Annotated in this window: 11 protein-coding genes; 8 read left to right on the top strand and 3 right to left on the bottom strand. The window is 47.9% G+C overall.

The window, feature by feature from the left end; all coding sequences use genetic code 11:
• Nucleotides 1–184: 184 nt before the first annotated feature.
• Complete coding sequence (locus tag AABK39_RS11890) at nucleotides 185–2,761, top strand: PAS domain-containing protein (protein WP_338391573.1); 2,577 nt, start codon at nucleotides 185–187, stop codon at nucleotides 2,759–2,761.
• Between the two features lie 54 nt (nucleotides 2,762–2,815).
• On the opposite strand, the gene AABK39_RS11885 is transcribed toward AABK39_RS11890, so the two are convergent.
• Nucleotides 2,816–3,379 carry a redoxin domain-containing protein gene (locus AABK39_RS11885; protein WP_338391572.1) on the bottom strand — a complete coding sequence of 188 codons (564 nt, stop codon included), beginning with the start codon at nucleotides 3,377–3,379 and terminating at the stop codon, nucleotides 2,816–2,818.
• A 61-nt stretch (nucleotides 3,380–3,440) separates the two neighbouring features.
• Nucleotides 3,441–4,538, bottom strand: a complete 1,098-nt coding sequence (locus AABK39_RS11880) for a WD40/YVTN/BNR-like repeat-containing protein (RefSeq protein ID WP_338391571.1) — start codon at nucleotides 4,536–4,538, stop codon at nucleotides 3,441–3,443.
• Between the two features lie 171 nt (nucleotides 4,539–4,709).
• Here AABK39_RS11880 and AABK39_RS11875 point away from each other — a divergent pair, with 171 nt between their 5' ends.
• The 7 genes from AABK39_RS11875 to lacZ all read left to right on the top strand — a co-directional run bounded on the left by AABK39_RS11875 (nucleotide 4,710) and on the right by lacZ (nucleotide 19,742).
• Nucleotides 4,710–5,510, top strand: coding sequence for a M48 family metalloprotease (locus AABK39_RS11875; RefSeq protein ID WP_338391570.1), 801 nt, complete (start codon nucleotides 4,710–4,712; stop codon nucleotides 5,508–5,510).
• Nucleotides 5,511–5,699: 189 nt separating this feature from the next.
• Nucleotides 5,700–8,171 carry a glycoside hydrolase family 31 protein gene (locus AABK39_RS11870; protein ID WP_338391569.1) on the top strand — a complete coding sequence of 824 codons (2,472 nt, stop codon included), beginning with the start codon at nucleotides 5,700–5,702 and terminating at the stop codon, nucleotides 8,169–8,171.
• 383 nt (nucleotides 8,172–8,554) lie between these two features.
• Complete coding sequence (locus tag AABK39_RS11865) at nucleotides 8,555–9,112, top strand: RNA polymerase sigma-70 factor (protein WP_338391568.1); 558 nt, start codon at nucleotides 8,555–8,557, stop codon at nucleotides 9,110–9,112.
• 117 nt (nucleotides 9,113–9,229) lie between these two features.
• On the top strand, nucleotides 9,230–10,231 hold the full coding sequence (locus AABK39_RS11860; protein WP_338391567.1) for a FecR family protein: 1,002 nt from the start codon (nucleotides 9,230–9,232) through the stop codon (nucleotides 10,229–10,231).
• A 194-nt stretch (nucleotides 10,232–10,425) separates the two neighbouring features.
• Complete coding sequence (locus tag AABK39_RS11855; protein ID WP_338391566.1) at nucleotides 10,426–13,977, top strand: SusC/RagA family TonB-linked outer membrane protein; 3,552 nt, start codon at nucleotides 10,426–10,428, stop codon at nucleotides 13,975–13,977.
• Between the two features lie 13 nt (nucleotides 13,978–13,990).
• On the top strand, nucleotides 13,991–15,511 hold the full coding sequence (locus AABK39_RS11850; protein ID WP_338391565.1) for a SusD/RagB family nutrient-binding outer membrane lipoprotein: 1,521 nt from the start codon (nucleotides 13,991–13,993) through the stop codon (nucleotides 15,509–15,511).
• Nucleotides 15,512–15,842: 331 nt separating this feature from the next.
• Nucleotides 15,843–19,742, top strand: a complete 3,900-nt coding sequence (gene lacZ, locus AABK39_RS11845; protein WP_338391564.1) for a beta-galactosidase, LacZ type — start codon at nucleotides 15,843–15,845, stop codon at nucleotides 19,740–19,742.
• Between the two features lie 115 nt (nucleotides 19,743–19,857).
• Here the strand turns inward: lacZ and AABK39_RS11840 are convergent, their stop codons facing one another.
• Nucleotides 19,858–21,153, bottom strand: coding sequence for a UDP-N-acetylmuramoyl-tripeptide--D-alanyl-D-alanine ligase (locus AABK39_RS11840; RefSeq protein WP_338391563.1), 1,296 nt, complete (start codon nucleotides 21,151–21,153; stop codon nucleotides 19,858–19,860).
• Nucleotides 21,154–21,284 lie beyond the last annotated feature (131 nt).

The raw sequence follows: 21,284 nt of genomic DNA, 5'->3' as shown, positions 1-21,284 counted from the left end.
TGCTGTCGTCAGAAGTTTGTCTCATATGTATGTTCGGTTGTTCGATGTTAATATATGCCAGAAATAGGGAAATGAGATTAGGTATATATTGCATAATCATATATTATTTTGCAAGTTCAGTGTGGGTGTGTCTGCCTGCTATATTTTGACTTAGGAATTTTTCAAACCGAGGAGATATTTGTTTATGAAATTCTTTAAAAAGTTTAATTCCCTGAAGGGTTTTTTGCTGTTGAATTTCGGCTTAGTGCTATTTGTAGCCACTGTGCTGGGGGCTGGTTTGTATTATGCTGGAGTTACAAGGCTCTTTGACCAACTGAAGGAGAGTGTTGTCCCGATGTTGACTAGCGAAAGACTCAAGGAAAGCGAGATGTTGTTTGGCTTGGCCGAAAGCACTTTGCAGACCGTGGGGAACAATCCGGAAATGATGGCCTGGATGGCGTCGGATTCGTCGGATTTGGCGGATGTGTCGGCGTTTTTGGGTAGGTTGACCGAGGAGCGAGTGGAGGGGGACTTGTGGTTCGGGGTCTTTTTGGCAAACCGCAACGTGTTTGTCGATAACGCCGGCGGCGTGTATCCTTATAAGCCGGATGCGGACAACTTGACGGGCTTTTCGGGCTTTCTCAATGGTCCCGCCGATAAGTTATGGGTTGTCTCGACCGATGACGACGGCGAGCGGCATTTTTATTCTGATCACAAGGTGTTTGATACTGACGGTAAGTTGTTGGGGGCGATTTACTGGGCAATTTCAGAGACCAATTTGGCCGTGGCGATGGGCGAGCGTGACGGAGTGGATGTTTTTTTGGTTGACCCTAAAGGGAAAATCCAAGGAAGCAACTGCGGCGTGAAACCTGATACCAAACTGAAGGATTTAGTGGGGGAAGACGCGGCCTTTCAGGCTTCAGGCCAAGTGTATGAGGCTGAAGTTGATGGTCAGGCGTACGGCGTATACACTGAAGAAATAGGGCAAGGCTGGAGTTTGGTTTCCAGATTGTCTTTCGATAGTTTTTTCGGGGTAATGAATACGGGCTTCGCTTGGCTGTTCGGCGGAGCGATAGTGCTTTTCATCTTGTCTTTTCTGATCTCGTGGAGGTTCCTAAATAGGCTGAATATCTATATCGAAGAGATGTTCAAGGCCTTGGATCATCTTTCTTTGGGAAAACTCAACAAGGTAAAGCTGACTTACAGGACTAAGATTCTTGAGTTTAGGAAGCTAAAAGAGCAAGTGCTTTCACTTTCGCAAGGACTTTCCCAGATCGTGGGTTACGCACGTGAGATCGGGGCGGGTAAAATGGATACTGACATTAAGCTCCGGGATGAGAATGACGAACTCTCGGACTCATTGGTACAGATGCGGGACTCGTTGATAAAATTGCGTAGCAATGAGGAACGGAACCAATGGATTGCGGGTGGAGTGGCCAAATTCAACGAGTGGCTTCGTGAATATCATCAGGATATTGACAAGTTGTCCGATGTCGTGATTACCAATCTGGTTAAGTACCTTGGCGCTAACCAAGGGATGTTTTTCGTGATTGAGGAGGATGAGGAAGGCGTCGAATGGTTGGAGCTGAAGGCCTGTTACGCGTTTAGTCGGAAAAAGCATTTGAACAAGCGAATAAAAGCCGGACAGGGCTTGGCCGGGCAGACGGTCATCGAGAAAGAGACCATTTTCATGACCGAAATACCGCAGAATTATGTGCGGATAACCTCAGGGCTAGGGGAGTCGAACCCTAATTCCGTTCTGGTGGTGCCGATGAAAATGGACGGTAAAGTATACGGTGTTGTAGAGCTGGCCGCTTTCAAGAAATTTGAGAAACATGAAGTGGATTTTGTCGAGAAGTTGAGCGAAGCGGTGGCGTCCACTATTTCCGTAGCCAGCATCAACGCCCACACGAGCAGGCTTTTGGAGGAAACCAGAATCCAGGCCGAGGAGCTTAGGGCACAGGAAGAGGAAATGAGACAAAACCTTGAGGAACTGGCCGCTACGCAAGAGGAAATGGAGAGGGCGCAAAAGCAGGTCCGGGAGAAGGAATACAACTTGCGTTCGATGATCAACAATACCGAGGACACTATTCTGGCCTTGGACACGGAATATCGGGTGACCATCATAAACGAGGCTTTGCAAAGAAGGATGGACGCCAGGAATTGGGATGTGAAAGTGGGCGATTACCTTGAGGATTCTTTGGGTAAAGAGGCTTGGGAATATTGGAAGCCTATCTACGAAAAAGCGATGAAGGGAGAGACTTATGTGCATACCCTAGAGTCGACCAACGACAAAAACGAGGCGATTATAAACGAAGCGACTTGTAACCCGATTAAAAACGACCGTGGTGAGGTGATCGGTATCGCTGTTACTTCTAGGGAAATTAAAAATGACGGTGATTTGCAGAAGGCTTTTGACGAAAGAGAAAGGCTTTACTCGGCTTTGTTGAACAATTCCGAAGATCTGTATTTTGCCATAAACCCGAATATGGAATTGACCGTTTGCAATGAGGCGGCGGTAAAGAGTCCGTTTACTATTGACGCGAAATTTGTGAGGGGAGCGAACTTGTATGATTCTATTCCGGAAGAGGACAAGGCTCACTGGGAAAGCAATTTGAAAGTAGCGTTGGCTGGCGAACGCGCGGATATCAGAATGGAAAAGGATAAAGACGGGGAACGTTATGTTTGTGACTTAACCTTCAAGCCTGTAAAACGCCAAAACGGAAGCGTGGCGGAAGTGGCCGTGATAGGAAAATCGCAGAACCTTTCGGTGTTGTCCTGAAAAGAAACATAAAAATGAAAAATCCCCGCATGTATTTTCATGCGGGGATTTTTTTTATGCCTTTAGCCCTGAGGCCGCGTATTGTTCTAATTGCTTAAGTGGAATCCGGTCGTTTAGATGTTTGGCATAATGGACGTATTCGACTTTCAAATCGGGACCGAGAAGGAACTCGGCCGGCATTAGGTTTCCGGTCGTCCCTTTAGTGTCCCCGCTATCGGGAAGCCCCATTCCGACGGCCCGCCTTTTGGCTTTGGAAGCCTCGCTGTTGAATATGGTTTTTACCATGCCCAAGGGCGATCTTTCGGTGCCGTACTTTTTGTACCATTCCCTTTCCGGATCGCTTAGGAGCGGAATCGGAGCGATTTCCTGATGAAAAGAACTTCGGAGAATCACCCTCTTTTTCGATTCGAAAAAGAAAATCATTTCCAGTCCTTCTTTTTTCAACCTTTCAGAGGCCTTGAGCAATTCGTATACTCTGAGGTTGCAAAACGGGCACGCTACGTTTCTGAAAAAAGCGACAAGAGTCTTCTTGCCTGTGTTTTGGCTTAGGTCTACGGGTCTTTCAAAAACGTCTACTAGATTAAAAAGGGGGGCGGGGTCGCCGGCGGATAATTTCATAGCTTGTTTTTCATACACATTTTGTATTGTAATCTTTACATACGAAAATTTGGCGATCAGGTTAAGGTTTCTCATCCGGAAAGCCGTAATACCAATAACGGTATCTGCCTATTCCTACCATGAATTTCTGATGAAAACCACTGCCTGGAATGATAGCCATATTTAGGAAATAACCGTCGTCGTCACCCTTTACCTTAAAGTCCACTTCCCAGTTGAGTCCCCCGTCCTTGGTGCGCAGGAGAAAATCTTTGGTAAGTAAATATCCTTCGGCTTGGTTTACGAAAAACAGTTGGTTGGCCGACGTGTTGTCCAAAATCGCGGGCAGTTTCAGGAAAGTCCAATTGTCGCCTCCGTCCACGCTGTGGAGTAAAACGGTGGCGTCTGTGGATAGCAAATTGCCGAGGGCGTACACCGACTTGTCCGAGGTGCAAACGATGTCGGCATAGTATATTTCTTGCCCAGTGTATACCTTTTCCCAAAGGTCTCCGGCGTTTGTGGAGCGCCAGATTCCGTCCCTTTCTCCCGCAAACCCGACGTCCTTGTTTCTGAATTTTATTGCCGAAAATTCGCTGAAACGGTCTTGGGTCAAACCGTTTGTTTTTTTCTTCCAAGTTTGCCCGCCGTCCGTTGTTTTGTAAATGGTTTTATACGCTGACGCAATGCTGTCGCTTCCCGATGCCCAGCCTATTTTGTCGTTGAGGAAGAATGACGCGTTTGGGGAAAATCTAGGGTCTAAACCGCTGTCTACGGGATCCAGTGCTTCCCAAGTTGTACCAATATTATCTGTGCGGTGTACTTGGGGTAACTCGCCGTCTCCGGCTATTATAAACCATGCGTGTGTTTCTCCGTGTGTTGTGAATGTGTTGTTAGCGGTGTATGGAATGCTCAAGCTGGTATTCCAGGTTCGTCCAAGATCTTCGCTTAAAAGTATTTCCGTTCCTTCCGCTCCGAATATAAACTGTTGGACAAAAAACCTGTCGCCTTTCATCTTGGTGATGTTGCTGTAGTTGAAAGGCTCGTCGGGTGAGTGCTGTTTGGGCAGGTACTCTCCACGGTTTTGCCATTCTGGTAGGAAAGGAGGGGTCTCGTCAACGGAGCAGGAGTATAAACATAGTGCTAGAGACGCAAGTGCGGTTATGGAAAATATCAGTCGTTTCATGGTTTGAAGAGGTTTATGGCAACGCAATCGATTCCGGAAAAATGTTTTTTCCCAAAATCGAAGAAGCTTTTGCGTATTTTCAGTTTTTCTTTCCGTTCTGGTTATATTCGTTTGTGAAACCATAATAATGGCATTGACGTTTGATTTTGACACGGAAAAATTATCTGACCGATGAGACGAATTTTGTTCCTTGTTTCTTTCCTGGGCCTGTTGGGAGCCTCGTGCAGCAGTAGTGGAGTGTTGCTTTTTTCTCTTCAAGATGATGTGAAATTGGGACGCCAAGTGCGCGACGAGTTGTTGAACGATTCGAAAGTGGACGTGCTTGACAGGGAATCCTACCCTGAGGCTTACGCCTATTTGGACCAAATGGTAAACGAGATTCTGAACTCGGGAAATGTAAAATACCGTAACGAATTCGAATGGGAAGTGCGGATAATCCGTGATGATGTCCTGAACGCATTTTGCGCCCCCGGAGGTTATATTTTCGTGTATACTGGCCTGATTGATTATTTGGACAAACCGGATGACTTGGCCGGCGTGTTGGGCCACGAGATCGCCCATGCCGACCTTAGGCATACTTCCCGAAACCTTCAGCAAGCCTACGGTGTCGAATTTTTGCTGAATCTGTTGATTGGCGAAAATCCCGGCCAGATTGAGCAGATTGCGGCGGGCTTGGCTGGCAACGTGACCAACTTGGCCTTTTCCAGATCCCACGAACGTGAGTCCGACGACAAGTCGGTGGAGTATCTGTCAGGTACGCGCTATAAGTGCGACGGAGCTTCGTCGTTTTTCGCCAAGATGATCAATGACGGGCAGACTCCCGGAATCCCCGAGTTTTTGAGCACACACCCAAATCCGGACAACAGGGTTGAGTCGATCAGCAAAAAGGCTTTGGAAAAAGGATGCGACACGAAATACACTGACGAAAACGGTTACGATTACGAGCAGTTCAAAATGGATTTGAGGCTCTGATCACAACCTGTTCTGAGCAATTGAAAAGTATGCGGGACTATTCCGGAATCCCCCTCCGGAATGGCTCTGAATAAAATACCTTGAGATTATCGTATCGAGAATTACGAACATTATTGTGCCCAAATTCCTTACATCGGTGTGATGTTCGGTTTGGACGCTGTATCATATTTCAGGGTTTAACAATAGTTTATGTCAAGGATGAATAATCTCAAGGGGGATAGGGCGACGGCCGTGTTAAAGGCTGTTTCTGTCTTGTTTGTGGCGATTTTGAGTTTTGGGAGCGCACTGGCCCAAGGCGAAAAATATATTAGCCATAATTTCAAAAATAACGTATTGTCAGTAAAAACTGACGAGAGCAGGTTGGCGATTAGGTTTCTGAGCCCGTCGATTGTGGAGGTGGTAGCCAAGTTGGACGAGCCGGAAAGACCTTCGCATGCGGTGGTTATGCGCGCTACGGAGAATATGAAGCCTCAGCTGGTGGATTCGGAAGTGGCGCTTCAGCTGGTGTCCGACGGGATGCGGGTGCACATCAATAAGGAACCGTTCAGCATTTCTTATTATTACGAAGGGCGCCAACTTTTGCAGGAACGTAGGGGCTTTTTTGCCGATTCCCTTTACAGCGGTTTCAGTTTTGGACTGGAAGGCGACGAGACGCTTTACGGAGCTGGCGAGCGCTCCGTCCCGATGTCGAGAAGAGGTTATCGTTTCGAGCTCTACAACAAAGCCCATTACGCCTACGGTGAAGGCTCTGAGCTGATGAACTACGGCTTACCGTTGGTGCTTTCCTCTAAAAACTATGCGGTGCTTTTCGACAATGGGGCGAAAGGTTACATCGACATGGCCAAGACCGAAGCGAATACGCTGGAATTTGGAGCCGTGGGCGGACGCATGGCTTATTATGTTGTGGCCGGCGATGATTTCCCGGATTTGGTGAACAAGTACGGAAGATTGACGGGTACGCAACCTATGCCGCCCCGTTGGGCTTTGGGGAATATTCAGTCTCGTTTTGGATACAAGACACAGGGAGAGGTTCTGAACACGATGAACCAAATGATAGAGGAAGATTTTCCTTTGGACGGGGTTGTGTTGGACCTTTTCTGGTTTGGCCCGGATGTAAAAGGTTATATGGGGGATTTGGCTTGGGATTATGAAAAATGGCCTGAACCGAAAATGATGATCGATTCTTTGAAAGGAATGGGTGTCAATACAGTTTTGATCACCGAGCCTTTCGTTCTTACAAATACCAAGAACTTCCAGATCGGTGATTCTCTCAGAATCTTCGCATTGGACACGTTGGGACTTTCCGCCACTTACGATTTCTTCTTCGGAAATACGGCTCTGATTGATATCTTCAAGCCGTCGGCCCAAGACTGGTTTTGGGAGCAATATGATCGCCAAAACAAAATCGGTGTTGCCGGTTGGTGGGGCGATCTTGGCGAACCTGAGGTCCATCCTTCGTGGGTAAGGCACGTAAACGGCACCGCCGATGAGGTGCATAACATCTACGCCCATTTCTGGGAAAAGATGGTATTTGAAAAGTATGCGCAAGAGTATCCTGACAAGCGGGTTTTCCATCTGAACAGGTCGGGATTCGCCGGTTCGCAACGTTATTCTATTTTCCCTTGGTCGGGAGATGTTGGTAGAAATTGGTCCGGACTCAAGGCCCAAATGCCGATCCTGCTGACAATGAGCATGAGCGGAATTCCGTATATGTCGTCTGATATAGGTGGATTTGCCGGAGGCGAAAAGGACGGTGAACTGTATACGCGTTGGGCGCAGTTTGGCGTGTTTAATCCAGTTTATCGCCCGCATGCCGACGCTCTGGGCGATATTCCGGCAGAGCCGATTTTCTTTGACAAGAGAACCAAAGACATCGTCCGGAAGTATGTGAAACTCCGTTATGAGCTGATGCCGTATTTGTACACCATGGCTTGGCAAGCTTTGGAACATGGGATGCCTTTGGCAAGACCGATGTTTTTTCAGGAGCCAGACAATGATAAGTTAAAAGCCTTGGACCAGCAATATTACTGGGGTAATGATATGGTGGTTGCGCCAGTTTTGGATAAAGGAGCTAAGAGTGTAAAAGTATATTTACCAACAGGAGGTGAGTGGTTTAACTTAATTACGTCGGAACGATTTAAGGGAGGCGAATATATCGATTATGGGGTTGATTTAGATAAATTTCCCGTTTTTGTGAGAGCTGGAGCGGTGATTCCTACAGTAGAAAATTACTATTCGGCTAATCGCTACTCAAGCGAAGAGTTGAAACTTAAACTCTTTTGCCCGGAAAAGAAAACCTCGGTGACGGGGCGGATGTATGAGGACGACGGCGTGACAAAAGACGCTTACGCCAGAAGAAAAAGCGAGATGTTGGATTTCTCCGGAGAAGTGGACTCCAAATGCCTTTCGTTAAATCTGGACCGTGACGTGGCGGGCAAATATGATAGTATGCCTGAAAACAGAACGGTGACAGTGGAGGCTATCGGGTTTTCCAAGAAACCGAAGAGAGTTTTGGTAAATGGGAAAAAAGTGAAAGCTGTGGACGGTGTCTCGGAACTTGATAATGTGAAAGACGGTTTTTATTGGGACAGCACATCTGGGAAGCTCTTTGTCCGGTTTCGTTGGGAAGGCGTTTCGGAGGCAAGTGTTCTTGTAAAATAAAAAGGTGTTTTTAGTCTGTCGGATTATTATGGCGAGCTTCTGGTAATCCAGGCGGACATTTTCAGACGGCGATAAGGTGATTCAACTTTATCGCCGTTTTTGCTTGTTTTCTCGGGAACGTTGCCGACATTTGACTATTCGTTAGGTGTGCCGGATTTGAAATGGAAGTTATTGTTGAATGAAATATAATTGTCTTTTTTAAATCCTTTTATTAACGGATTATGAACTGTAGCGGGGAATAATGGCGAGGGAGTGGGCTTTTATGTTTTTCCAGCTATATTGCGCCCGACGAGATGACTTCTTTTCTACCTTCCCCATCGGAGAATATGAGGCGGGCCACTTTTTGGTGGTGGCGGAGGTTGTGATTTTGAACTTTATGTTTTATGCTAACTAACCTGGTTTCGATTGAGAAATTGAGAGCCGGAGATATCCAGCTTTTTGAGCGGATAGTAAACGAGTATCATTCCCGTATAGTGTATTTCTCAAAAGAGTATTTGGGAGACGAGGAAGAGGCGCGGGAGGTGGCGCAAGATACTTTCGTGAAGCTATGGGAAAAGCGGGAAACTTTGGCTGACGATTCGCGGCTAGATGCCTACTTGTTCGCTTTGGCGAAGCATTTTTCCATAATGCGATTGCGGAAGCGCAAGAGCCGGAAAACGTATGAGGATTACCTTAGGCACCAGTTGAACACGAGTTTGAATATGGAGGCCTTGACTAATCCGGCGGCCCAACTTGCTTTTAACGAAACGGACCAACGTATTCAGGATTTGATAGACTCGATGCCGAAACAACGGCGCGCCGTATTCTTGCTTAGCAGGAAAGAAGGGCTCAAATACGCCGAGATTTCGGAAAAAATGGGGATTTCGGTAAAGACGGTGGAAGGGCATATGGGAAAGGCCCTGAAGTTGCTTAGGGAGTCGCTTAAAGACTTGGTGACTTGAGTTTGGAAATACAATGGTTGAAAAAAGCGCTTGGTTTTTTCGCTCTTTTTTAGCGTTTTGAAATAAAATTCAATTTTTTTTTAAAATGAGCTAAGGGTTTTTTAGAGGTTGCGCATTATGGATACGAAGACTGAAATGGAAGAGTATATAGCAAAATATTTGGCTGGAGAGATGACGGAACAGGAGATTCGTCAACTGGAAGGCGCGCTAGGGGAAGAGGAGCTTTCCCAATTGGCCGAATCCAAAAACGTTTGGGTTAGGTCGGGAATTGCCGTAAAGGACATGAAGCCTGATACTGCGTCGATTGCGGGTATTATGGACGAAGTTCGCCGTTCGGTTCCTGAACGTGAAAAACCTAAACAAAAAGAGTTTAGGCTGTCGACTACTTATTCCAAAGTGGCTGCGGTGCTATTGCCTTTGGCTGTTTTGGCGAATCTGTTGATTTGGCGCCTCAACACCGACGAGCCGAAAGTTTCGGAAGTGAAAGTTCCTTACGGAAGCGTGGTGAAATATACTTTGCCGGACGGTAGCCGTGTTAGCCTTAACGCCGGAAGCGTCTTGCGGACAGTGGATTTTTCGGGTGACCGCAAAGTTTATCTTTCGGGCGAAGGTCTTTTTGAGATTGTGAAAAATAAAGACATACCGTTTTGGGTTATATCTGATAAGGCCTCGGTGAAAGTAACCGGAACAGTGTTTAACCTGAAGGCTTATCCAGAGGATGGAGTGGTGACGACCAGCCTTAAAGAGGGGCGGGTGGAAATGTATGCTGGCACTAGCCCCGACAATCCGCATCTGGAGTTGAAACCGGGCGAGGTGGCTGTCTTGGATCTGGGGAAAGGTAAGTTGACCAAAAAGAAGTCTGACGGTTATGAGTTTGGCTGGGAGAAAGGTGTGGTACGGTTAAAGTCGATGGAGCTGGCCAAGCTGGCCGTTTTGCTGGAACGTATGTACGGTGTTGATTTTGATGTGGACGAGGAGCGGTTCGGGAAAATTCGCATAACAGGAAGTGTGGATAGGACTAGGCCTTTGGACGAAGTGGTGGAATTGTTGAGGTTGGCCTTGCCCAAAGGTGTGGGAGTGAAGGTGGATGATGATAAAGTGAGCCTGTTTTCCGAATAGGGAAAATCTGCGCTCGATTAAGAATGCCCAGTTTGTTGTACGCTATAATTTTTTCCGCTTCCCGAAAGGGAGGCGGGCTGGGATTGTTTTGCTTAAAAACGAAAGGCCGGCAAAAGGCCAGCCTGTAACTGTTGTTGTCTCGGATGGTTTGCAGACTCACTCCGGGACACTTTTTAAATACTAAGCTTAAAGTTATGAAGAAAAACTTTTACTATGCTTCGCTTGCGAGAAAAATCGTGAGTGCGGGGATGCTTTTTGCCTTTTTGGCTATGAGCCTTTCCTATTCGGAGGCTCAAGCGGCAAGTGAACCCGAAAAAACGGTGACCGTTAAGGCCAAGGCATTGCCCTTGGAGGTGGTGCTGAAGAGTTTGGAAAGCCAGTCGGGCTACGAGTTCTTTCACAGCTCCACGGTAGTTGATACCAAGGCTGTCGTTTCGGTCAATCTGAAAAACGTCGGATTGAAAAAGGCGCTGAATGAGGTTTTGGGGCCTCAGAATTTGACCTTTAAAATCATTGGGAAACGAATAGTGATCACTGAGAAAAAACAGCCTCAGAAAAAAGATGTCGAAGTTTCCGGAACGGTGAAAGATTCTGGCGGAGAGGGTTTGCCCGGCGTGAATGTGGTGGTGAAGGGGCAGACGGATTTAGGGACAATCACGGATGTCGAGGGTAACTTTAGGGTTAAAGTCCCAGTAGGAAGTGTACTTTTGGTTACGTCGGTGGGATATACGCCAGAAGAGATTTTTGTGTCCAAGAATATGTCTTCGGTAAATGTTGTCCTGCAGGAGGATGTCAAGCAATTGGGCGAGGTTGTCGTTACTGCGCTGGGCATAAAGAGGGAGAAAAAAGCGCTTGGTTACGCTATTACGGAGGTGAAAGCGGGCGATATTGTTGCGACAGGAGAAACAAATGCGATCAACAGTCTTCAGGGCAAGGTCGCTGGTTTGAGAATTAACAATACGAGCGGTGGATCAAATGGAGCGCAACAAGTGGTGTTGAGGGGTAACACCTCATTGACGGGTAACAACCAAGCTCTAATTGTGGTGGACGGTGTTATCTATGATAGTGGTTCGTTCGGGAGCGGTAATCAAAAAAACAGTAACAGTAACGAAGATTTTGACCATGGATCCGGAATGTCGGATATTAACCCAGAGGATATTGAAAGTGTAACGGTATTGAAAGGGGCGAACGCCGCTGCATTATACGGTTCGAAAGCGGCTCCGGGGGTTTTGGTTATCACGACTAAGAAAAACTTGAAGAAGCAGGGCATTGGGCTTTCTTACAAAGGCGGCGTGACGCTTACGGACGCCTACATCTTCCCTGATTTGCAAAACACATATGGCCAAGGCCATAGAGGCGATAGCGGAGTCGGACTCTTTGATGGAGAGTATAATGGCTTGCCAATGTTGGGCGGAGGTAAAAAAGATGAATCGTGGGGTCCTAAAATGGAAGGACAGGATGTTGTTGTGGGTTGGTTAAGGGATAAGCCTGTTCGGAAATTTTCGCCACAGTCGGAAAACCATAAGGATTTGTTCAGAACAGGAGTGAGGTATGACCATAACCTGTCGATGTCATACGGTTCAGAAAAGGCTACGTACTATTTGTCTTTCCTAAATCAGGAGGCAGACGAATATGTACCGAATAGCAGTTGGTCGAAAACCGGTGTTTCGATGCGTATGACGCAAAATGTGACTGATCGTTTTTCTATCGACGCCAAGCTGAATTATGTTGAGCAATCCGCCAAAAACCGAATGTCTACAGGATATGGCGGTTCGGGATATATGCAGTTGGCTAAGGCTCCCCGAAGCTTCTATACCTCGGATATCGAAAATTATAAATATGGAAATTCGAACGGGCAGGTATGGGGAGAAAAAGGCTTCGAGGATGGCAGGATGATTATTTGGTCCAATACGAAGTATAATGGCAACCCTTACTGGGCGCTTTTTGAAAATAGCAATAACGACAAACGCCGTCGATTGATAGGTAGTGTTCAGGCGAACTACAAGTTTACGGATTGGTTAAACGCGTCTTTGCGCCATAGTTTTGATCAGGTGGAAAGCGAGATTCATTTGATTTACGCCAAAAACACTAAATGGGGAGCGAACCAGTTGGGTGAGTACGGATTCTCAGAAGGGTATAGGAAAACGACTACGACTGATTTCTTGCTTTCAGGCCAAAAAGAATTCCTTGACGGAAGGTTTTCAGTATCGTCCACTATAGGTGCTACCCAATTCCGCCGTTTGAGCAGAAGCAGTTCCATTGAAGGGCAAGGGTATAAAATTCCGGACCTGAACACGCTCAATAACACTATAGTGCGAACGACAAATTACGGTTCTTGGGAAAAAGTGGTTAACTCGGTGTTTGGTACCGTGCAGTTTGGCTTTGATGATATTTATTACCTTGAAGGCACATTGCGTGGGGATTGGACTTCTACGCTTTCTAAAGACAATAATAATTATTGGTACCCGTCTGTCACGGGTAGTGTGGTGTTCTCAGAGTTTATTGAGAATAATGATATACTCTCTTTTGGTAAGTTGAGAGGTTCCGTAGCTGCCGTGGGTAATGATACGGGCGCTGGAGTTATAAACACTTCTTATGGCTTGCCGACAAGTTTGAATGGCGAGGTGTATCTGAGTAATCCGTCACGTTTGCCTCTTTATGATCTTAAGCCTGAATATTCTGTTTCGTATGAATTCGGTCTTGACTTACGATTCCTGAACGGAAAATATGGTTTAGACGCTACATATTACCTGGTAAATACGACAGATCAGATATTCCCGAATAGTCCTGTGTCTGAGACCTCAGGATATAAAACCCGAACAATAAATGGCGGGGAAGTTCAAACGAAAGGTTTGGAAATAATGCTTAACGCAACTCCGGTGGAAGTTGGGGATTTCCGTTGGAACCTGAATATCGCATATGATAGGTCGATGTCAAAAGTGATTGATCTCGATGGCCAAGATGCGGTGATTATGGCTTATGACAGAAAGAAAGGCCACATTGCGGCGGTGGAAGGCGAGCGTTTTCCTGTAATCAGGGGAACAAAATATCTCCGGGATGACAATGGAAACGTAATCGTTGACGACGAAGGTCTGGTGATGGAAGGCGACGATCCGAACGCCGTGCTCGGTAAAGTGGAGCCGGACTGGACAGGTTCGGTGACAAATACTTTCAGTTATAAAGGTTTCACTTTGGGTGCCCAGATCGACATCTCGATGGGAGGCAATATCCTTTCGACTACGAATATCAGCTTTAACGAGCAAGGAACCTCTGCGGAATCATTGGAAGGCAGGGAAGCTTGGATCGCTTCGGAAGAGGCGAGGAGAGCTGCCGGCGTATCACCTGATGAATGGGTAGCGACGGGCGGAATGGAAAAATGGTTTGGAAACAGTGTCTTCGAGGACGGTACGCCTAACTCGGGAGACAATGCCGTGTACGCCAACCCGAGCCAATATTGGGACCGTAACAAGAAAATCGCGGAATCGGCGATTGAAGACGCCTCGTACGTAAAGTTCCGTCAATTGAGCTTTGGCTATTCATTGCCGAAGAAAATTGTGGAGAAGACGCCTTTCCAGAGCATCGATCTTTCGGTGATAGGCCGTAACCTGTTTTTGCTCCATCGCGAAACCAAAAACTTTGATCCGGACGCTTACAAGTACAGTATAGCCACAGGCTCAAACGGTATGGAAAGAGGATACTGGCCGGCAAGCAGATCGGTTAACTTCAATGTTAAAGTTCGTTTGTAAAAGACTTTGAATCATGATACGCAGATATTTAATTATAGCGCTTTTGGCTTTGTCGGCCGCTTGTACGGACAGAGATTTTGAGGATGTCAACAGAAGCCCTAATCAAATTACTGACGCAAGGCCGTTGTTCCTTCTTAATACCACTTTGAAAAGTACGTACCAAAGCAGTTACAGCTTCGATTTCAAAGTGGCCGGAAGCTGGGCCCATCAGACGGTTCGCTTGGATATTCCGCCGGACAGATACGAGAGCTTCGGTACCGAACTCACGAATATGTGGGACGATGTTTACGGGAGATCCCGTAACCTGAATGATGTACTTGAGAGAACCGAGAACGCTGAAACTTACGAAGATCAAGCGGTAAGGGCATTGGCCTTGATCGGTAAGGTCGTTGGTTTTTCCCGATTGACCGATTCTTATGGTGATATTCCCTACTTCAAAGCGGGCGTCTTGGAAGATGGTGAATTGATTGCTTATACTCCATATGATTCGCAAGAGGAGATTTATAAGGACATGATTGCTAAGCTCAAGGAAGCCATCACCTTGTTGGAAGATAAAAATACGTTGGACATGACCGGTGCCGACAGGTTGTACGAAGGCAATCTTGGGGACTGGCAACGCTTTGCCAATAGCCTTTTGCTTCGTTTGGGTATGCGCATGAGTTATGTTGACGAAAGTTTGGCCGCTTCCACTGTCAGTGAGGCTTTGGCCAGAAATCTTATCGACTCAGACGAACAGTCGGCTTATTGGGAAAATACGGTCGATATAGGTTATTGGAATAATTATTTCAGCGATCTGGAATCGGGCACTCGGGCCCATGTCGCCGCCTTGCTTGTCGATTATTTGAAAGATAATAATGATCCTCGTGTCGCAACATTCGCCAACCCGGTAATGGAAGGTGAGTTCGCTGGAGAATTTAGGGGATTGTTCAACGGAGTGCAGTCCGTAAGTAATGATAACGCTTTTTCTTACGTGGGCTCTTACACTTACCAGAAATGGGTCCCTTCTCCGGTTTTGCTTTATTCGGAGGTTTGTTTCCTGAAGGCGGAAGCGTACCTCAAAGGTGTCGGCGTAGCTAAAAATGAGGATATGGCTAACGATTGGTATCGTAAAGGCGTGGAGTCATCATTGCGTTATTGGAGTTTCGAATGGATCGACGAAGGTGCGAGGGAAGGTATGGAGACGCCTTATAGCGAAGCCGATATTACGGCTTTTATGGCATCGCCAATCGCTACGTTGACGGGCGCCGAAGATGAGAAATACCAACAGATCATGGAGCAGAAGTGGGTTTCTTTGGTGAACAATTACAGCGAATCTTACGCCGAAGTGCGACGTACGGGATACCCGGTAATCGAGAAAAGAGTCTCTTCCAAAGACGGGTTCGATTATTATCTCGGAGATACAGATGGCGTAATGCCTAGGAGAGTGCAGTATCCGGTGAAACAAGGAACACTCAATGAAGAGAACTATTTGAAAGCTGTCCAAGCTACAGATAACAACAGCCTGTTGTACAAAGTCTGGTGGGACGCCAGGTAAAATAAGGTTCCTTAAACTTAGTCAGATGCACGGACCGCTCCTTCGGGAGCGGTCTTTCTTTGGGGCGGTATTATTCAATTTTCCATAACGCCGGAGGTCTTCCTGTAGTCTTGATGGGGTGTTTGGGCTATGCTGGCGGGGTTTTTCACATTATTTTTTTGCAGGTCACGCATGGCCAACCGGAAGACTTACCTTGTGGTTCGTGAATGTTCGTCCAGACGCCCGAATTTCTGAATTGTCCACCATTGGCCGACGATTTGGGAATTGATGTGGTAGGTTCGGGGTTCACGTAAGTTGTTTCGGGTTGGATTTTTTATCAATCAGTATTCAAATGAATAGGTTCAAGTTCCAGAAATTTTGTTTGCTGGGAATTTTTGCCCTCTCAAATCTCTTCTGTCAAGCGCAGGACAATGAGTGGGAAAATCCCAAGGTCTTCGGATACGGCAAGACCAAGCCCCACGCTACTTTTTTCGCGTATTCAAGCGAAAAGTTGGCGGAGTTGGGATCGAAAGATTACGCCGAGAATTTCCGTACGCTTAACGGCACTTGGAAATTCAACTTCGTGAAAAATCCGGATCACCGTCCAAAGGATTTTTACAAAAAGGACTTCAGCGTTGAGTCTTGGAAAGACATCCGCGTTCCGGGCAACTGGGAAGTGGAAGGTTTCGGGTTGCCGGTTTACGTGAACACCACGTATCCGTTCTGGGACTTCCAGCGCACTCGTCCTGAGCCGCCGAAAATCCCTGGCGACTATAATCCGGTAGGTTCTTACCGTAAGGATTTCGAAATTCCCGCCGACTGGGACGGTCAGCAGATCTTCCTCCACTTCGGTGCGGTGAAATCGGCCTTCTATCTTTGGGTAAACGGCGAGAAAGTTGGCTACAGCCAAGGAAGCAAGACTCCGGCCGAATTTGACATTACGAAATTCGTTAAGCCGGGCAAAAACGTGATCGCGGCGGAAGTGTACCGCTGGAGCGACGGCAGCTACCTTGAGGCGCAAGACTTCTGGCGCATTAGCGGTATCGAGCGTGACGTTTTCCTTTACGCGACTCCAAAGGTCCGTGTTCGCGATTTCTTCGTAAAAGCCGGACTCGACAAGAACTACACTAACGGTACCTTCTCTCTTGATGTTGACCTTTCGAACCACATCAAGAAATCGGGACGTTACTCAGTGGAATATAAAGTGCTTGACGGCGACAAGGTGGTTGCCGAAGAAAGTAAAAAAGTAAACTTTGCCAAAACGGCCGAAAACGCTAATGTTAGCTTTTCCGCCGAAGTGACAAAGCCCCGTCAGTGGTCGGCCGAACAGCCGAACCTTTACACTTTGGCTATTTCTCTCAAAGACAGAAAAGGCAAAGTGACACAAGCCATCCGCCGCAATATCGGTTTCCGCTCTGTTGAGATTAAAGACGGCAAATTCCTCGTAAACGGAAAATACGTATTGATCAAAGGCGTGAACCGCCACGAGCATGATCCGGACAGAGGCCACGTAGTGGGCGAGGCCAGCATGCAGCGCGATATCCAGTTGATGAAAGAATACAACATTAACACTGTGCGTACTTGCCATTATCCTGATGATCCCCGTTGGTACGAGCTCTGCGACGAATACGGCCTTTACGTAATCGACGAAGCCAATATCGAATCTCACGGAATGGGCTACGGCGCCCGCAGTCTCGCCAAAGATCCTGTATGGATGGAGGCGCACCTCGACCGTACCGAGCGTATGGTGGAGCGCGACAAAAACCACGCTTCTATCGTAACCTGGTCATTGGGTAATGAAGCCGGAAACGGCGTTAACTTCAAAGCCACTTACAAGTGGGTCAAAGGCCGTGACAACACTCGTCCTGTACAGTACGAGCGCGCTGGCCTCGAAGACAATACGGACATCTACTGCCCGATGTACATGGGAATCACCGGAATGATCGGTTACGCCAAGAAAAATCCTGAGCGTCCGTTGATTCAGTGCGAATACGCTCACGCCATGGGTAACAGCGTTGGTGGTCTGCAAGATTACTGGGACGCTATCGAAGCCTATGATGCGCTTCAGGGCGGTTGTATCTGGGACTGGGTTGACCAAGGTCTCCGCGAATACGACGAAAACGGACGCATGTACTACACTTACGGTGGAGATTACGGCCCGGAAGATGTGCCGAGCAGCAACAGCTTCTGCTTGAACGGTCTTGTTAATCCTGATCGTATTCCTAACCCGCATCTCAACGAAGTGAAAGCGGTTTATCAGTACATCAAGGTAAAACCTACCGATATCGCTAACGGAAAAGTGACCGTTAAAAACGATTACGCTTTCACAAACCTCAACGAATTCGTAATGCACTGGACCGTTACCAATGCCGAAGGCGTTGTGTACGAATCTCGCAAACACGATTTGAACCTCGCTCCAACGGCTTCTGAAGTTGTTAACCTCCGTATTCCTCGTTTGCCGGCTCCCCGCGCTGGTCAGAGCTATTACGTAAACGTAAACTTCACTACCAAAGCCCGCAAAGGTTTGGTGAAAGCTGGACACGAGCTCGCTCGTTACCAATTTGAACTTCCGATCAAAGCTGAGGCCGCTGTCGCGGAAAATGTAGCCGGATTCGGAAAGTTGGACGTGAAGAAAAACGTGTCGGATATTGCCCTTACGGGAAAAGATTTCCGCATTGTGTTTGACAAAAACACCGGACGTATTTCTTCTTATGTTCGCAAAGGCGCCGAGCTGATTGTTGCTGGTCCTCAAGTGAACGTTTGGAGAGCGCCAACCGAAAACGATATTAAGGACAGGGCCGGAGCCGGAAAATGGTACGCCGCCGATTTGGACAAACTCACTGTAAAAGCCCAGAACATCAGCGTTAAGACCGCTACTGACGGTGGAGCGGAGGTAGTGGCTTCCATCCAGTTCGTAGGCCCAAGCGGAAAGACCCGTCTGCAAGCCAAGCAGGTGTCTTACGTCTCTCCTGCGGGAGCCGTAACCGTTTCTACCGAAGTATTGCCTGACGAATCCGTGAAAGCCTTGCCGAAAGTAGGTTTGCAGTTGCGTATGCCTCGCATCTTCGACCAAGTGACTTGGTACGGCGCCGGAATGGAGACTTATCCTGACCGTAACAGTAGCGCATACGTAGGCTTGAACCAGTCAGATGCCCGCTCTATGTTCTTCGATTACGTTGTGCCGCAGGAAAGCGGTAACCGCACCAACACCCGTTGGGCTTCCGTAACCGACTTGCTCGGCAGGGGAATGTTCTTCAAGGCCGAAACTCCGATGGGCTTCAGCGCTTATCCGTTCGACGACGCCGAAGTGACAACCGCTCGCCACCTGAACGAGTTGGATCAGGCCGATTTCGTAACGATCAACCTCGATTCGGAGACGCAAGGTTTGGGTACCGCTACTTGCGGTCCCGGTACGTTGAACCAGTACGTTCTGAAAAACGCTCCAAAGCGTTTCGTATTCACCATCGTTCCGTTTGACGCCAACGACAATACGGTTTTCGATATGGCCGCTACCGAATTCAGCGCACCTAAAATGGCTTCATTGTCAGCCTTGCCGGGAATCGATACTGAATCTACAGGAAAGGCTACGATCGTAACCTTGAAAGCGCCCGAGGCGGGAATGGCGTTGCGCTATACGCTTGACGGCACTGAGCCAACCTCAAAATCGAAGCTTTACAAAAAGCCGTTTTCTTTGGACAAGACCACAACTTTGAAAGTGAAGGGTTTTGCCAAGAAAGGAAACGAAAGCTTTGTGCTTACCCGCAAGCTCTTCGTACAGCGCGCTAAGTCGGTGACCTTGAAAAACGAGGCGGCCGGCTCATACAAAGCCGATGGCGAAAACACCGTAATCGACGGACTCTTGGGTGATGTAAGCGATTTCAGCAACCGTTGGCTCGGCTTTAACGGGAAAGATTTCGACGCCGTTATCGAGCTGATCAAGCCGATGAACATCAAGGCTATCGAAGCCCGTTTTCTTCAATCTGTCGGCGCTTGGGTTATGCCTCCTGCCGAGGTGGTTTTCGAAGTGTCTACCGACGGAAAGAACTACGAGCGCGTGTACGCCAGCGAAAAGGAGAAGTATCCGAAGGATATGAAAAACATGATCCGCGAATACGGATTCAGAGCCGACAAAGACATTTCGGGCGTAAAGTTCATCCGCGTAAAAGGTGTGGCCATGGACAAGCTTCCGGGCTGGCACAGCGGAGCGGGTAGCGACGCTTGGATGTTCGTGGACGAAGTGACTATCCAATAAAAATAATTCTGAACCGCTGTCAGGCGTGTCGCGCGCCTGCGGAGGATTGACTGAGGCTTCTATCGGGCCATATAAGGGGAGGCCGCGTTTCGTTTGTGAACGCGGCCGTTTTTTGTTAGCCCAATAGCAATTTCGTCAAGCTTTCCAGGCTCATGCCTCTTGAGCCTTTCAATAAGATCGTAGCGTTTTCGGGTGCGTCGTTTTTCAAGGCTACAGCCAAATCGTCTTTCTTTTCGAAGTATTCGGCTTCAGGGTTCTCCGCTTTGGCGCTTTTCATATGCGGTCCGCAGAAATATACCTTGTCGATGCCCAATTCGGCGCTGAGCGCTCCGATACGGGCGTGTTCCGCCGGACTTTCGTCGCCGAGTTCGAGCATATCGCCAAGGATGGCTATTTTCTTTTCCGCCTTCATGCCCGCCAAGTTGCGCAGCGCGGCTTCCATAGAGGCGGGGTTGGCGTTGTAGGCGTCCGAAATAAGCAGATTGGTTTTTCCTTTCACCAATTGCGACCGGTTGTTTTCCGGGATATATTCCGCAATCGCCCGTTCGGCGTCTTCAGCAGGTACTTTGAAGAACTTGCCTACGCAGAGCGCCGTGGCGATATTTTCGAAGTTGTAAGCGCCCAACAGATGCGAGTGGATCGTGTTTCCGTTTTCCGTCTCCACCGTAGCGAAGGGGCTGGCCTCCACCAAGCGGCATCCGTAGAAATTTCCTTCGCCCAAGTACATCACCGGATCTTTGAAGCGCTTGGCCATATTGCTCAAGATCGGATTCTCGGCGTTGATAAACACCGTTCCCCTGTGTGAGAGGAGGTGCTGGTACATCTCGCTCTTGGCTCTGATAATCTGCTCAAAGCCTCCGAAAGGCCCGAGGTGCGCTTTCCCGATATTGGTGATCAGTCCGTGTGTTGGTTCCGCAATTTCGCAAAGCTCCCGAATGTCGCCGAGTTTGTTGGCGCCCATCTCTATGATGGCGAATTCGTGCTCGTTCTTCAGGTTCAGAAGCGTAAGCGGTACGCCTATGTGATTATTGAGGTTGCCCTCCGTGGCCAGCGTATTATACTTTTGGCTAATCACCGCCCGCATCAGTTCTTTGGTGGTGGTCTTGCCGTTAGAGCCTGTCAGCGCCAAAACCGGGATGTGGAACATGCGCCTATGCACCTGGGCCATATCTTGCAGGGCCTTGAGCGTGTCCTCCACCAACAGGAAACGGCCGTCTTCCTGATATTCCACTTCGTCTATTACGGCGTAAGCGGCTCCTTTTTCCAGAGCCTGCTTGGCGTATTTGTTTCCGTTAAAATTAGGGCCCTTCAGGGCGAAAAACATTTGCCCGTCCTTAATGGCCCGGGTATCGGTACAGGCTCCCGTGCTGTTGAGGAACCTTTCGTATAATGATTCTGGACTCAATTCCATTTGGCAAGTCGGTATTTGTCTCTTATAAAAGAATGGCCCATGTAAGTTAAGAAAAATAGAGGGAAAGCGTAATTGGAAAATCAAGGCTGAGATTGAAATGGAAGTAGACTGCTATTTCTTTCGTGAAAGAA

Source organism: Fulvitalea axinellae, from assembly GCF_036492835.1.
GTDB classification, from domain to species: Bacteria; Bacteroidota; Bacteroidia; order Cytophagales; family Cyclobacteriaceae; genus Fulvitalea; species Fulvitalea axinellae.
The sequence above is the reverse complement of the archived record's forward strand: the minus strand, read 5'-3'. Positions and strand labels throughout refer to the sequence as shown.